This is a genomic window from Rhizobium sophorae (assembly GCF_013087515.1).
Taxonomy (GTDB): Bacteria; Pseudomonadota; Alphaproteobacteria; order Rhizobiales; family Rhizobiaceae; genus Rhizobium; species Rhizobium sophorae.
Window position 1 is genome coordinate 21,654 of record NZ_JABFCN010000049.1, and the last position, 14,454, is coordinate 36,107.

The following is a 14,454-nucleotide window of genomic DNA, read 5'->3' on the forward strand; positions in this document are numbered from 1 at the left end:
TTCATGACTGTAGTAGTCAATTTTTCCGCGCTGTAAATTCCCGGGATTCCCAGCTTTCTGCTGAGGCGAGATGAACCATTCCACTAGTCGGCCTCAGCAAGAATCCGTCGAACATGGACCTATCCTGCTGAATCCATGCGATTTTTGGCCAAGCGACTTCGCGTTGCGGGGCGGATCACTTGCCCAATTCGAGGATGCGCCTGGTGACGGAAGATAAAAATTGCGCGACTTAAAAGTTGACTACTACATTCATGAAAAGAATAAGCCACCGACCCGACATGGTGCGGGCTTTCGAATTGATTGTTGAATTGGACAATATCCGGACGGGTATGGGGGCAAAATGAAGCAGGGAAAGACGGCACTTTCGAGCGTTGGGATCAACCATATGCGCGCGGTCTTTCTCATTTTAAGCGCCTGCGCTGCCTATCCCGTCATGGCACAGGAAGCGGCGAAGCCGACCAAGGCGACGGTCGCCAAGAAGGGCGATAGGGTCGAGGACAGCACGGTTCTTGAACCGATCGTCGTCAGAGGCGGCAGCAAGGACGGAGCGATGGAGGGCTACCAGCCCATCTCGACCGTCACGGCGACGCGCACTGACACGCCGCTGATCGATATCCCCCAAGCTGTCAACGTCGTCAGTGAAGATGTGCTGAAGGATCAGAAGGCGCAATCGCTCGACGATGCGCTTTCCAACATCAGCGGCATCGGCCAGGCCAATACGCTCGGCGGCACGCAGGATTCCTTCATTCGCCGCGGCTTCGGTGACAATCGCGACGGCTCGATCCTGACGAACGGCCTGAAGACGGCGCTGCCGCGCAGCTTCAACGCCACATCCGAGCGCGTCGAGGTGCTGAAAGGGCCGGCCTCGACGCTTTACGGCATTCTCGACCCCGGCGGCATGATCAACGTCGTCACCAAGAAGCCGGAACAGACCTTCAGCGGTGAGATCTACGGCACCGCCTCCAGCTTCGGCGGCGGCTCGACCGGCCTCGATTTCACCGGGCCGATCGAAGGAACCGATTTCGCCTACCGCATCATCGGCGAATACAAGAACATCGACTACTGGCGCAATTTCGGCGAGACGAAGGACTGGATCATCTCGCCGTCGCTCTCCTGGTATGGCGAGGATACCGAGGTCACGCTCTCCTACATGCACGAGGATTACAGCGTCCCCTTCGATCGCGGCACCATCTTCGATCCGGTCACCGGACGTGCCGTCGACGTCGATCCCGAAATCCGCTTCGACGAGCCCTATAATATTTCCGAGGGCAGCTCCGACATGGCGACGTTGAACGTCAAGCACGAGTTCAACGACAACTGGAAACTGAACTTCGATTATAGCTACAGCTACAATGAATATTCCGACAATCAGGCCCGCGTAATGGCCTATAACCGCCTGAACGGCAACGTGACGCGCCGCGCCGACGCGACCCAGGGCTCGGAAATCTACAATCACGCCCTGCGCCTCGATCTGACCGGCGATGTCGAAATCGGCGGTCTGCGCAATGAGTTGCTGTTCGGCGCTTCTTACGACTATGCGGACACATTCCGCAGCGACCTGATCCGCTGCGCGCAATCGGTGAATTTCAATATCTACAATCCCGTCTACGGCAAGCTGCCGGAATGCACGACGGTTTCGAAGGCCGATAGCGACCAGACCGAGCAGATCTCGACGGCATCGGCCTATTTCCAGGACTCGCTCTATCTCACCGACCAGTGGATTCTCGTCGGCGGTCTGCGTTACCAGCATTACGATCTGATGGCCGGCAAGGGTCGTCCCTTCGTCACCAACACCGACAGCAGCGGCGACAAGCTCGTTCCGCGCGGCGGCATCGTCTACAAGATGACGCCGGATATTTCCTTCTATGCGAATGTCGCCGAGACGTTCCGGCCACAATCGTCGATCGCCGCCTATTACGGCAACCTGCCGCCGGAGGAAGGCGTCTCCTACGAAATCGGCAGCAAGTTCGAGATCGCCGACGGGCTGACGGCCAATATCGCGCTCTATACGAGCGATAAGAAGAATGTCGCCTATTCCGAGGTCGTCGACGGTGAGACTGTCGTGAAAACCGCAGGATTGGTGCGCGCCCGAGGCGTGGAGGTCGACATTGCCGGTGAGATCACCGACGAGTTCAGCGTGATCGCCAGCTATGGCTTCACCGATGCCAAGATAATCGATGATCCCGTCTATGCCGGAAAATGGCCGGTCAACGTGCCGCGGCATACGGGCTCGCTGTTCTTCGCCTATGACTTCGGCGAGATCGATGGCAACGGCAATACGCTGAAGGTCGGCGCCGGCATTCGCGGTGCCGGCAAGCGGGCCGGCATCAATACCAATACCTATTTCCTGCCCGGCTATCTGCTCGCCGATGCCTTTGCGGCCTACACCATCCAGCTCGAGCGGCCGCTGACGCTGCAGCTCAACCTCAAGAACATTTTCGACAAGACCTATTACACCTCGTCGATTGGCACGACCAATCTCGGCAACCAGATCGGCGAACCCTTCAACGCGACGCTCTCCGCCAGCGTTAAGTTCTGATCGCTCAAGAACAGAGGCCTCGTTTAGGAGGCCTCTTTTTTTGCTGCGCCTGTCGCGGTCGGCACTTTTTCATTCACCGTTGGCTGAGGCCGTCCGCCAAACGAACGAGGCCGAGGAAATCCGACCTGTAGCCGAAGGTGTCAGTCCCCCGCGATGCCGCGGCGAGATCGGCAATCGCCTGATAGGAATAGGAGTCGAGAGCGGCGATGCGGCTCAGTTTCTGACCGAAGGCGGCGACGGCCACCGAGAAACGGACATCCGGCGGCGCGGCATCGACGGTGGCGACCGCATTGCTGTTATTGACAGGCGTGGTGATGAGAGCGCTCTTGTCCTCGCCCGGCCTTTTGTAGCGCATCTTGACGAAGGCAAGCTCACCTTGATGGGCGTTGTCGGAGGCCTCAGCCGGCACCTTGTTGGCTGCGCCGTACCGCAGATCGTCATTCATCACTGCCGGACTTCCCTTGGGCGTAATCTCGTAAATCGCCGTGACGCTGTGGCCGGAGCCGATATCGCCGGCGTCGACACGGTCATTGTTGAAATCCTCGCGCTTCAGCGCCCGCGTCTCGTAACCGATCAGCCGGTATTCGGCGATCCGTTCCGGGTTGAACTCGACCTGAAACTTGACGTCTCTGGCGATCGGAAACAGCGTCGATCCGGCCTCTTCGACCAGCGTCTTCTGCGCCTCGGCCAAGCTATCGATATAGGCGGCGCTGCCATTGCCGTTCTGGGCGAGCGTCTGCATCAGGGAATCGTTGAGATTGCCCCGTCCGAAGCCGAGAACGGTGAGGAAAATGCCGTCCTTGCGCTTCTCTTCGATGATGCGCTTCAAATCCTCGTCGCTCGACGGGCCGACATTGAAATCGCCATCCGTCGCCAGCATCACCCGGTTGACGCCGTCCTTGACGAAGGCCTGCTTGGCAAGATCGTAGGCTGCCTCGATGCCTTCAGCGCCGCCGGTCGAGCCGCCAGGCTCCAGCCTGTCGATTGCCGACAGGATCTTCGATTTTTCCGCTACGCGTGTCGGGGACAGCACGGTGCCGGCATTGCCGGCATAGGTGATGATCGAGACGGTGTCGTCGGGTTTCAGCCTGTTGACCAGGAGACGGAAGGCGCTTTTAAGAAGCGGCAGCTTGTCCGGCTCGTCCATCGAGCCCGAGACGTCGATCAGGAAGACCAGATTGGCATGCGGCGTGGTCGCCGGCGCGATGTCATAGCCCTTGATCGCCACATGCATCAATTCCGTGTCGTGGTTCCACGGGGTCGGCATGACGGTCACCGTCGCCTTGAAAGGCTGGTCGGCTGTATCAGGACCCGGCCAGTCATAGGGGAAATAGTTGATCATCTCCTCGACGCGAACCGATTGCGGATCGGGCATCGCCCCCCCGGTCAGCGACCGGCGAACGAAGGCATAGGACGCGCTGTCGACATCGGCGGAGAAGGTCGAGACCGGATCCGTCGCCACGCTCTTGATAGGATTTGCCGCGGCATTGGCAAACCGCTCGCGATTGGGATCGAGCTGAATCTGGACACGCCCCTCCGCCGGCGGAGTAGGCGAGGGGGCGATGGCGGCCATCGGTTCGGCCAACTGCTGCTGAGGGGCGATGCCGGGAGTGGCCGGCGCAGCGCGTTTGGCCGCCCCGAGTGCCGCGGCAGAACCCTCCGGCTTGTTCGCGAGGGCGGCGACGTCGTTGGCATCGAATTCGGATGTCTGCAACGAATCGGGTTTCGCGAGTGCCGGCGCCTCCTTGTCCTGCGGGGCTAGCGCGACAGCAACAGATTGCTCAGTCAGGCTGCCGTTCCCGGCCGGTGCTTGCGGGGCGACAGTAACCGGCTGATCGGCGGTTGCGGCCGGTTGTTTCGACGCCTCATTTTTCGAAAGATTGCCGGCGATCTCAGTCTGATCGACGGTCGGCAATCCGTTGCGTGTCAGCTCGATCGCGAGATAACCGGCGGCGGGAATGACGAGCAGCGTCGCAAGGGCTGAACCGGCGAGGAATTTCTTGTTCATGGCAGGGCTCCATATCCAGTTGATGATGGAGCTTTGACGCCAGCCTTTCGCATTTCCTTGGGCTGCCGGCGCATTATTTTCTGCGGTGTCGAAGGCCTGCATCGCGGCAGCAAGCGCACGCGCGCGCGCCTCCGGATCGGGTGCCGGCGGTGTCAGGCGGGAGAGTTTTTCGAGTTCCTTGTCCACGGTCATACCTCTTCCTTGCCGAGCACGGCCTTCAGCCTCTTGCGCGCCTCATGGACCTGCCAGGACACGGTCGCCTCCGAACAGCCCATGACATCGGCGGCAGCGGAATGGCTGAGACCTTCGCCGTAAACGAGCAGTACGGCGTCGCATTGCCTTTCCGGCAAGGCGCGCACGGCCGCCCATAATTCGCTCGATAGCTCGTCCTCGTTTCCGGCCGGCGCATCCTGCTGCGGTTCGGCGGAGTAAGCTCGGAATGTCTGCTCCTCTCGGGCAAGCTTGCGTCTATGGTCGCGGGCGGCGTTGAGCGTCAGCGTGTAGAGCCATGTCCTGAAGCGGCTGGCGCCGCGAAAGCTGCGGATGGCCGCGCCGAGCTTGACGCAGACCTCCTGGGCGATGTCGTCGGCGTCGGTGGAACTGCCCGACCAGCGCCACGCCGTCGCATGGACGAAATCATAATGGCGCGAGACGAGTTGCCCGAAGGCCTCCCGGTCGCCGCCCTGCGCTCGTTCTATGAGCTCCGCATCCAATTCCGCACCTACCCCATACCGACCAGCAAGATGCTATTTCGAGATTGAGACGTTTCTCGGATGACTTTCCTTGGGTCGGCGATGAAAAAATTATCGCGAATTTTGAAAGCCGCGACATCCATGGGTCGCGGCCAGACAGATCGCCTCCATCACAAAGGCGCATGATGAGGATAGAGTCGGCCAGGGACATAATCTGCCATGTCCCAAATCGCGAAAGGACCTTCATGTCCGCCCAACCGCCTGTCCCCACCGAAAGGGGCATCCTGCAGTTTCTGGCGATTTGCGATTCCTTCTATCCGCCAGACGCCGTTCAAGCATCGATCGAGCAGCAGCGGCATTGGTACGATGCTCTTTGCGCGCGTTTCGACCGGCCGCTGCCCCCGGAGATGATCTTTGCGGACGGCATGTTCCAGCGCATACCGATCCGGCGTTACCGTCCGCGCAAAATCAGCACGCGGACCATTCTGCTCTATCTTCATGGCGGCGGCTTCGTTGTCGGTTCGCTTGAGAGCCACCATGCCATCTGCGCCGAAATTGCCGATTTTGCCGGCGCGGAACTCGTTTCCGTCGATTATCGGCTGGCGCCTGAATATCGCTGGCCGGCCCAGACGGATGACGGCTTTGCCGTGTTGAAGCATCTGCTTTCCGCCAACGGCAAGGTCGTGCTGATCGGCGACAGCGCCGGCGCCAATCTGGCGGCAGGCCTTGCGTTGCGGGCGCGCGACGAAGGCCTGTCCGGCGTCGTCGGCCAGGTCCTGATCTATCCGGCGCTTGGCGGTGACCTTACTGCGGACTCCTATGTCGAAATGGCTGCGGCGCCTGGATTGACGACGGCGGATGTCGTTTATTACCGCGAGATCCTGCAGGCGCCGGCGGGCAATGAGATCGCCGAGCCGCTGCAGGCCGCTTCGCTTGCCGGGCTGCCGCCGGCCTTCATCACGGTCGCGCATTTCGATCCGCTCCGGGACGACGGCCGGCACTATGCCGCCCGGCTCACCGCGGAGGGCGTCGAAGTCTGGTTCCGGGAGGAGCCGCAGATGGTGCATGCGTGGCTGCGCGCCCGCCACATGAGCGATGGCGCCCGCGATGGCTTCCGTGCCGTCTGCGAGGCCATCAGTCATTTCGCGGCGGCCTGACGATCACATCAGGTCGCGCGCAATCTGCTTCTCCGTAAAGACCTTTTCGAAGACTTGCACATCGTCCTCGAAAGCGGTGACGACAGCGCTGATGATCCAATCCGTCCGGGTGCAAGCAATCCGCGCGGTCGCGACTGTTCGCACGAACCAGCCGGGGCGGCGCATGTCGCAGGTCCAGGTCGACGTCCCGGTCATCGACAGCGGATCATCAGGTGAGATCGACCAGACCTCCTCCCGCAATTGCCGGGTCGAGAGGCCGGTCTCAGGGTGTTCTGTGAGCCCGGTATCCTCGTGGATGTGATAGTCCGTCCGGGCGGCCGAGAGATCGCGGACGACCTGCCGCTTCGTCGCGGCGGCGGCGTGCTCGATGTATTTCGGCAGCGGATCGGGATTGGCCGGTTCCTTGATTTCGATCCTCCCGTGCTCGCCGAGCATCGGCAGCCCCAGGCCGAGTGCCGCAATATCGATGTCGATCCCGTCGTCATCAGGCGGCGGGAGGATCATCGGCCAATAGGCGGTGGAAAGCGAAAGGCGGATGCGATGCCCCTTGCGGAAGCGATAACCGCAGGCATCAAGCACGAGCCGGATCGTCACCCTCTCGCCTGGCATCAGCGGCTTGGGATCTGCATTGCCGTCGCGGTGGGTGAGATTGACGACGCCGAAGGCGACACGCGTTGCGGTGCCATCCGGATGGACATCGATGAGCCGGGCGCAGAGATTTCCGCCCGCCGACCGCGACCGCAGCGCAAGCGTGAGCACGGGCCGTCCGAGATAGTCGTGATCCCTCGCAAGCGGCATCGTATCGAAGACCAGCGAGCCGGCATCGTCCGAGCGTTGATCGATCGCCATTTCGGCGTCGGGTTTCAGGGTGAAATACTCCCCGGACGCCGTCCCGGTGTCGAGCGGCGAGCGGAGATAGACGGGATGTTCGGGCGCGTGCGGAATCGGCATGCCTTCCGTCAACCTGCCGAACTGCTCGACATAGAAGCATTGCATCTGTGGCGGCGACCAGACGTCCTTGGCAACCCAAAAACCCGGATCGCTGTCGCGTCGCGGGGCAGGGCGGATGGCATCGAGAATATAGGCGCGGGCCTGCGGCAAGGTGTCGATGCCATTGTCCTCGCCACGCAGCCACTTGTTCCACCAGGCGATCGCTTCGCCATGGAAATCCGTGCGCGGCTTCGGCCAGGCGAAATGCGGATATTTGTGAACCCACGGGCCGATCAGTGCCTTCGCTTTGAGGCCCAGGCCTTCGACCGCCATCAGAGGGGTATTGCGGTAGCCGTCGGCCCAGCCGGCGATGACAAGCGCCGGGATCTCCATGCTCGAAAAATCCTCTGAGATCGAGCCGTGACGCCAGAAATCATCGCGTCGCTGGTGGCTCAACCACTCTTCCATGAAGAAGGGTTCGCCTGCCAGCCGTTCCAGCCACATCTCCTTCCAGCGTTCGCCGACAAGCGCAGGATCGGGCGGCCGCGACTGGTAACCGAGCATCGTTGCCGCCCATGAGAGCTGGGCGGAGAGATGGCAGCCGTTCTTGTAGTGGATGTCGTCATTGTAGCGGTCGACGGTCGAGGCGATCGATATGACGGCCCTCAGCCCCGGCGGACGCAGTGCTGCGACCTGCAGGCTGTTGAACCCGCCCCATGAGATGCCTATCATGCCGACCGCGCCGTTCGACCAGGGCTGCGCGGCAATCCAGGCAATGAGCTCGCAGGCATCGGCAAGCTCACGCTCGGTATATTCGCCATCGATGACGCCGTCGGATTCTCCCGATCCGCGGATATCGACGCGCACGCCGGCAATCCCGGCTGCAGCGAAGACGGGGTAGGTGGATTCATCACGCGGGCTTGTCCCGTCGCGCTTACGATAGGGCAGGAACTCGAAGACCGCCGGCACGGGATCCTTCTCCGTGCCGTCGGGCATCCAGATGCGTGCGGCGAGCCGCGTGCCGTCCTTCAAGGTGATCCACTGATTTTCGATGGTCGTGAAGCTGCGGTCTGACATGGTCATATATCCAGAAGAGCTTTAGGCATTAAGCCACACACGGCTGCCGATGTAGCCGTTGGACATATCGTTGCCGATATCGTCGACATATCCCTTCAGCGTTTTCGAAGAGGCCATGATATAGTCGTTGAAGACGGGCAAGATCAGACCGCCATCGTCTCGCACCATCAGCGCCAATTGCCGATAAAGCACTTTTCGCTTGGCCTCATCAAGTTCAGACCTTGCTTGCAGAACGAATTTGTCGAAGTCAGCGCGCTTGAAACGCGTGTCGTTCCATTCTGCGGTCGACAGGTAGGAGGTGGAATAGCGCGAATCCTGAGTCGGACGGCCGCCCCAGAACGAGGCGCAGAAGGGCTGCTTGTTCCAGACATTGGTCCAGTAGCCGTCTTCCGGTTCGCGCTTGACGTCGATCGTGATGCCGGCCTTGCGCGCGCTTTGCTGGAACAGGATCGCCGCATCCACGGCGCCGGGAAAGGCCGCGTCTGATGTGAGCAGCTGAATGGAGCGGTCGAGACCCGATTTTTTGAAGTGGAAGGCGGCCTTGTCCGGATCATAAGGGCGCTGCTCGATATCGGCCGGGGCGAGGGCGTAGTTGGAATTGACCGGATAGTCGTTGCCGATCGTTCCGTAGCCGCCCAAAACCTTGTCGAGGATCGCCTGACGATCGATGGCATATTTCAGCGCAAGCCGAAGATCGGCGTTCTCGAAGGGAGCGGTGTCGCAATGCATCAGGAAACAATAGAAGCCCTTGCCGGCATTCCGGAGGATGTCGACGGTCGGTGCTCGCTGCAGCATCGGGACGGTCTTGGGGTCGACGTTGTTGACGAAATGGACCTGGCCGGAGGCAAGTGCGGCAATGCGGGCGGTGTTGTCGTTGATGACGAGGATTTCGACGCTGTCGACAAAGCCGCGGTCGGAGCGCCAATCCTTCGGGTTTTTCTCGAAGGCTGCGCGAACGCCCGGTTCGAAGCTTTTCAGAATGTAAGGACCTGTCCCGATGGCCGCCGCAGGCTTGTCGACGCCGCCCTTCGCCTGGATGATCAGGTGGTAGTCGGTCAAAAGCAAAGGCAGGTCCGCATTGCCTTCCGAAAGCGTCAGGATAAGGTCGCCCGCTTTTTCTTCGATACCGGTGATCGAGGCCATGAGCCCCAGAGCACCCGACTGCGAATTCTTGTCCGCATGTCGCTTCAGTGTCGCGACGATGTCCGCGACGGTCATCTTGCTGCCGTCGTGGAACTGCACGTCGTTCCTGATCTTGAAAGTCCAGACGGATGCGTCCGCTGATGGCGTCCAGGAAGTCGCCAGCGACGGCAAGGGCGCACCGGTCTTGGGGTCGGATTCGACAAGTGTGTCGCCCCAGAGTCGGCCAATGACGAACAACACGGAGGCGCTATAGGTCGCAGGGTCGAGCGCATCACTGGTGGCGCCGCCCTTGAGGCCGAGTTTCAGATGACCACCGCGTTTCGCTTCCTGCGCGTGGGCATCGCGCGGCACCAGCAGGCCGGAGGTGAGAGCAGGCAAAGCGCCCAGCGCGACGGCACCGCCCAGGAAGTGACGGCGGCCGATACTCAGAGGCGAAGATTGATCCTTTTCACGTGTCATTGCAGTTCCCTTTTTCAATTTTACTAGAAGGGAACGTAGAGGTCAGGCTGCTCCACGCAATTTCGCGACTTGACGCATCTTTAAGCGAGTTTACGCTACTAACATTTAAGACGGAGCCGCCGATGCGTCACCTGGTCGAGAACCTCAAGATTGCCTGTGCCACGCAGCGTTCCATTTCGCATCTGTGCCGCGCGATCGATATCAATCGGCAGCAATTCAATCGATATATCAACGGCCAGACGAGCCCGTCGGCCCATAATCTCGCGCGCATAGCCAAGTATTTCGATCTCGACGCAGCCGACTTTGGTCTCGCTCCCAGGCTCTTTCGCGAGCGGCTTCGCAAACCGACTCTGGACCTCAATCAAAGTTCCGAACTGTTAAAGGCGTTCCCAGGAGATCTGACCGCGCTCCGGCGCCATATCGGCTATTTCCAAACCTATCATCGTTCACCGTCCTGGCCGGGAATGGTTGTCTGTTCTTGCAGCCGCATTTTGGAGAAGGGTGGGCTTGCGCATGTCAAATCAATGGAGCGTCTGCGGGACCCCGGAAACGGCATCCAGCAATTTTCGAAATATGTCGGCCTTGCTGCCTTCTATCGAAACCGGATTTTCATTACGGAGCGGGTGGTCGGCTCGAATCCGATACTGTCACAGACGATCCTCCTGCCATTCGACGAGTACCAGCGCGTCTATCTGCGCGGGACGACAATGGGAGTTTCCTGGCGAAGGGAAAATCTCCCCTATGCGTCGCGGATGATCTGGCGGCATGTCGGCGCCGAGCCCGACCTGCGCGAGCTTCTGTCGCGCTGCGGACCACTGCCGCTGTCTTCACGCCAGCTGCCACCGACGGTGCGCTCGTTCCTCGCAGATCCATCCGCGGAAGTATATGCCGTGCCGGCAGAGTATTGAAGACACCGATTTGCGACTAAGCCATCAGATCCGGATGACCGCCGGAAGATTTGGAGCCTTCAATTTCCAGCGCTTGCCATCTTCCGCGTCGTCAGTACCCGCTCCAGCCAGCCGATCTCCATCTCGGGCACGGATTTCAGCAGCAGGTCGGTGTAATCGTCGAAGGGCGGCGATAGCGCTTGGGATTTGGGACCGAAGCGGACGAGCTTGCCGCGATGCATCACCGCGACGCTGTCGGCGATGGCGCGCACGATAGCGATGTCATGGGTGATGAAGACGTAGGAGAGCTGTTCCTCTTCCTGCAGCTTCAGCAGCAGTTTCAGAATGCCTTCGGCAACCAGCGGATCGAGCGCCGAGGTCGGCTCGTCGCAAAGGATGAGTTCGGGCTTGGCGGCAAGCGCCCTCGCGATTGCGACGCGCTGCTTCTGGCCACCTGATAGTTCGGCCGGGTAGCGATCGACAAAGCCCTTGCCCATTTCGATCTGGTCGAGCAGTTCCTTTACCCGGGCGGTCTTCTCGGCACCTCGAAGGCCATAATAGAAGGTCAGCGGGCGGCCGATGATGTCGCGGACCGTCTGCCGCGGGTTCATCGCCGTATCGGCCATCTGGTAGATCAGCTGGATACGCCTAAGGTCGTCGTTCGGCCGGCTCTTGAGGCCCGGCATCAGTGGCTTTCCATCGAAGACGATGCGCCCGCTGCTCGGCGGCAAGAGCCCGGTAATGACACGCGCCAGGGTCGATTTTCCCGAGCCGGATTCACCGACGACAGCGAGTGTCTGCCCCTTCGGCACATGCAGCGAGACATCGTGCAACACCTTGAAACCGTTGGAATATTCGGCACTGACATTTTCCACCTTGAGAAGCGCCGTGGACTGGTCGGCGGCTTCCTCGCGATAGGCCTGCCTGACATTGACGAGGGCGCGCGTATAGTCCTCCCGCGGTGCCTCGATGATCTGCTGGACACTGCCATACTCGACTTGCTTGCCATAGCGCAGGACCATGATGTCGTCGGAGATCTGGGCGACGACGGCGAGGTCGTGGGTGATATAAAGGGCGGCGGTGTGCGTTTCCTCGATGGCATGCTTGATCGCCGCCAGCACGTCGATCTGCGTGGTGACGTCGAGCGCCGTGGTCGGTTCGTCGAAGACGATGAGCTCAGGGTTGGAGCAGAGCGCCATCGCCGTCATCGCCCGCTGCAACTGGCCGCCGGAGACCTGGTGGGGAAAGCGCTCGCCGAAGGTTTCGGGATTGGGCAGGCCGAGAACCCCGAACAGATAAAGCGCCCGTTTGCGCGCCTCGTCTTTGCTCATCAAACCATGCTTGATCGACGCTTCGATCACCTGATCGCCGAGCCTGTGGGCCGGATTGAAGGCGGCCGCCGCCGATTGCGCGACATAGCAGACTCGTGCACCGCGAATTTTTCGGATGCCGTTCTTGCCGAGCGCCAGGATATCGGCGCCGTCGAGCCGCACCTCACCGCCGGTGATTTCGGCGCCACCCCGGCCATAAGCAAGCGCCGAAAGGCCGATCGTCGACTTGCCGGCGCCCGATTCGCCGATCAGACCGAGGACCTTGCCCTTTTGCAGGTCGAAGGAAACGCCGTCGACGATTGTCACTCGCTTCGGCGGTTCGCCCGGCGGATAGCTGGTCGCTTCGATCTTCAGATTGCGAACGGAAAGAAGCTCAGGCATCGCCGCGCCCTCCCTTGAGGCTGGATGTGCGTTTCAGGAGCCAGTCGACGACGAGGTTGACGCAGACGGCAAGCACGGCGATCGCCGTGCCCGGCACCAGCGCCGCCGATATGCCGAAGATGATGCCGTCTTTGTTGTCCTTGACCATGCCGCCCCAATCGGCCGCAGGCGGCTGAATGCCGAGGCCGAGGAAGGAAAGCGTCGAGAGGAACAGGATCGAGAAGGCGAAGCGTAGCCCGAATTCGGCAAGCAGAGGCGACAGCGTGTTCGGCAGGATTTCGCGGAAGATGATCCAGAGCTTGCCTTCGCCGCGCAGCGTCGCCGCCTCGACGAATTCCATCACCGCGACATCGAGCGCCACGGCACGGCCGAGACGGTAGACGCGGGTGGAATCGAGGATCGCCATGACAAGGATCAGCACGACCATGTTTTGCGGCAGCACCGCCAGTACCACCAGTGCGAAGATCAGCGTCGGGATCGACATCATCAGATCGTTGAAGCGTGAGAGGACGGTGTCGACCACGCCGCGCGAGACGGCCGCGGTGAAGCTCAGGATAATGCCGAGCGAGAAGGAGATGACGGTGGCGGCGGACGCGACCACGAGCGTCGTGCGTGCGCCGTAGATCAGCCGCGAGAAGATGTCGCGGCCGAGATTGTCGAGGCCGAAGATATATTGATCATCCGGCATCTGCCAGACGTCGCCGACGACCTGTGTCTCGCCATAAGGAGCGATCCAGGGTGCGAATATCGCGAAGATGAAGGCGATGACGATACCGGCCATGCCGATCCAGGCGGTGATGGGAATGTCTCTCAATCTCATCGTGGATGCCTCAGCCTGGGATTGGCGATAATCGCGAGAATATCGGCCGTCATGTTGAGGAAGATATAGACGGCCGCGAAGATCAGGCCGCAGGCCTGCACGACAGGCATGTCGCGCACGGTGACCGCATCGACCATGTACTGCCCCATGCCGGGATAGACGAAGACCACTTCGACAACGACGACGCCGACCACGAGATAGGCAAGCGTCAATGCGATGACGTTGATGACCGGCGCAAGCGCATTGGGAGCGGCATGCTTGACGATCGAGCGGAAGGCACTGAGTCCCTTCAGCTCTGCGGTTTCCATATAGGCCGACGACATGACGGAGAGGATTGCCGCCCGCGTCATGCGCATCATATGCGCGAGTACGACGAGCACGAGGGTCGCCGTCGGTAGCGCGATTGCTTTCAATCGCTCGACGAAACCCATGCTGTCATAGACCGTCGCCGGAAAGGTGGCCACGCCGAATTTCACCGCGAAGAACAGGATCAGCAGGTAGCCGACGAAGAATTCCGGCAGCGAGATCGCCGCAAGCGAGATGACGTTGATGATCTTATCCGGCAGGCGATTGCGGAAATGCACCGACAGCATGCCGAGCCCGACGGCGAGCGGCACCGATATCACGGCTGCGAAACCCGCCAGGAAGAGCGAATTGCCAAGGCGCTTGCCGATCTGTTCGCTCACCGAATTCTTGCTGGCCCAGGAGGTGCCGAAGTCACCCTGGACGGCGTTCCCGAGCCATTCGACGTAACGCGTGGTGATCGGGCGGTTCAGCCCGAGGTCCTGGCGAATATTGGCAACGGCCTGCGGTGTCGCCGACTGGCCGAGATAGGTGGTCGCAAAATCGCCGGGCAGGGCTTCCAGGCCGCCGAAGATCACGATGGAAACGGCAAAGAGCAGGACGATGCTGAGCAAGAAACGCTCAAGGATAAGGGCAAGCAGCGGAAAACGCTGCCGAAACCCGAGGCCGGGCAAGATATTGCTTGGGGCAGGATTGGTCATGGCGAGGACCTCGCGCTAAAACGTCG

10 protein-coding genes are annotated in these 14,454 nt (G+C 60.8%); 3 read left to right on the forward strand and 7 right to left on the reverse strand.

Annotated features, from left to right (window positions below; genetic code table 11):
* Window positions 1-340: 340 nt before the first annotated feature.
* Complete coding sequence (locus G9X64_RS28150; protein WP_168309646.1) at window positions 341-2,539, forward strand: TonB-dependent siderophore receptor; 2,199 nt, start codon at window positions 341-343, stop codon at window positions 2,537-2,539.
* Window positions 2,540-2,612: 73 nt separating this feature from the next.
* Here G9X64_RS28150 and G9X64_RS28155 read toward each other — a convergent pair whose 3' ends face one another.
* Complete coding sequence (locus G9X64_RS28155) at window positions 2,613-4,739, reverse strand: VWA domain-containing protein (RefSeq protein WP_171377822.1); 2,127 nt, start codon at window positions 4,737-4,739, stop codon at window positions 2,613-2,615.
* A complete protein-coding gene (locus G9X64_RS28160) occupies window positions 4,736-5,260 on the reverse strand; it encodes an RNA polymerase sigma factor (protein WP_168317523.1) in 525 nt (174 codons plus the stop codon). The genes G9X64_RS28155 and G9X64_RS28160 overlap by 4 nt, the downstream gene beginning before the upstream one ends.
* 224 nt (window positions 5,261-5,484) lie before the next feature.
* Here G9X64_RS28160 and G9X64_RS28165 point away from each other — a divergent pair, with 224 nt between their 5' ends.
* Window positions 5,485-6,396, forward strand: a complete 912-nt coding sequence (locus tag G9X64_RS28165; protein ID WP_171377823.1) for an alpha/beta hydrolase — start codon at window positions 5,485-5,487, stop codon at window positions 6,394-6,396.
* A 3-nt stretch (window positions 6,397-6,399) separates the two neighbouring features.
* Here the strand turns inward: G9X64_RS28165 and G9X64_RS28170 are convergent, their stop codons facing one another.
* Both G9X64_RS28170 and G9X64_RS28175 read right to left on the reverse strand, forming a co-directional pair.
* Window positions 6,400-8,403: a CocE/NonD family hydrolase gene (locus tag G9X64_RS28170; protein WP_171377824.1), complete on the reverse strand. Its 2,004-nt coding sequence runs from the start codon at window positions 8,401-8,403 to the stop codon at window positions 6,400-6,402.
* A 21-nt stretch (window positions 8,404-8,424) separates the two neighbouring features.
* Window positions 8,425-10,005 (reverse strand): ABC transporter substrate-binding protein, encoded by a 1,581-nt coding sequence (locus G9X64_RS28175; RefSeq protein WP_171377825.1) that lies wholly within the window; start codon window positions 10,003-10,005, stop codon window positions 8,425-8,427.
* Between the two features lie 122 nt (window positions 10,006-10,127).
* Here G9X64_RS28175 and G9X64_RS28180 point away from each other — a divergent pair, with 122 nt between their 5' ends.
* Complete coding sequence (locus tag G9X64_RS28180) at window positions 10,128-10,913, forward strand: helix-turn-helix domain-containing protein (RefSeq protein WP_097620121.1); 786 nt, start codon at window positions 10,128-10,130, stop codon at window positions 10,911-10,913.
* Window positions 10,914-10,972: 59 nt separating this feature from the next.
* Here the strand turns inward: G9X64_RS28180 and G9X64_RS28185 are convergent, their stop codons facing one another.
* Genes G9X64_RS28185 through G9X64_RS28195 form a run of 3 tightly spaced genes read right to left on the reverse strand, consistent with a single transcriptional unit; the run spans window position 10,973 to window position 14,428 of the window.
* The gene (locus tag G9X64_RS28185) at window positions 10,973-12,604 is read right to left on the reverse strand and encodes an ABC transporter ATP-binding protein (protein WP_171377826.1); all 1,632 of its coding nucleotides are present in this window, start codon (window positions 12,602-12,604) and stop codon (window positions 10,973-10,975) included.
* Window positions 12,597-13,424 carry an ABC transporter permease gene (locus G9X64_RS28190; RefSeq protein ID WP_168309639.1) on the reverse strand — a complete coding sequence of 276 codons (828 nt, stop codon included), beginning with the start codon at window positions 13,422-13,424 and terminating at the stop codon, window positions 12,597-12,599. The genes G9X64_RS28185 and G9X64_RS28190 overlap by 8 nt, the downstream gene beginning before the upstream one ends.
* Complete coding sequence (locus G9X64_RS28195; protein WP_168317518.1) at window positions 13,421-14,428, reverse strand: ABC transporter permease; 1,008 nt, start codon at window positions 14,426-14,428, stop codon at window positions 13,421-13,423. Before G9X64_RS28195 ends, G9X64_RS28190 begins: the two co-directional genes overlap by 4 nt.
* Window positions 14,429-14,454 lie beyond the last annotated feature (26 nt).

Excerpts from the sequence above, each read along its gene's own strand:
- G9X64_RS28180 (WP_097620121.1), top strand. The coding sequence starts at position 10,128 with ATGCGTCACCTGGTCGAGAACCTCAAGATTGCCTGTGCCACGCAGCGT.
- G9X64_RS28170 (WP_171377824.1), bottom strand. The coding sequence starts at position 8,403 with ATGTCAGACCGCAGCTTCACGACCATCGAAAATCAGTGGATCACCTTG.
- G9X64_RS28150 (WP_168309646.1), top strand. The coding sequence starts at position 341 with ATGAAGCAGGGAAAGACGGCACTTTCGAGCGTTGGGATCAACCATATG.
- G9X64_RS28190 (WP_168309639.1), bottom strand. The coding sequence starts at position 13,424 with ATGAGATTGAGAGACATTCCCATCACCGCCTGGATCGGCATGGCCGGT.
- G9X64_RS28195 (WP_168317518.1), bottom strand. The coding sequence starts at position 14,428 with ATGACCAATCCTGCCCCAAGCAATATCTTGCCCGGCCTCGGGTTTCGG.
- G9X64_RS28185 (WP_171377826.1), bottom strand. The coding sequence starts at position 12,604 with ATGCCTGAGCTTCTTTCCGTTCGCAATCTGAAGATCGAAGCGACCAGC.
- G9X64_RS28175 (WP_171377825.1), bottom strand. The coding sequence starts at position 10,005 with ATGACACGTGAAAAGGATCAATCTTCGCCTCTGAGTATCGGCCGCCGT.
- G9X64_RS28165 (WP_171377823.1), top strand. The coding sequence starts at position 5,485 with ATGTCCGCCCAACCGCCTGTCCCCACCGAAAGGGGCATCCTGCAGTTT.
- G9X64_RS28155 (WP_171377822.1), bottom strand. The coding sequence starts at position 4,739 with ATGACCGTGGACAAGGAACTCGAAAAACTCTCCCGCCTGACACCGCCG.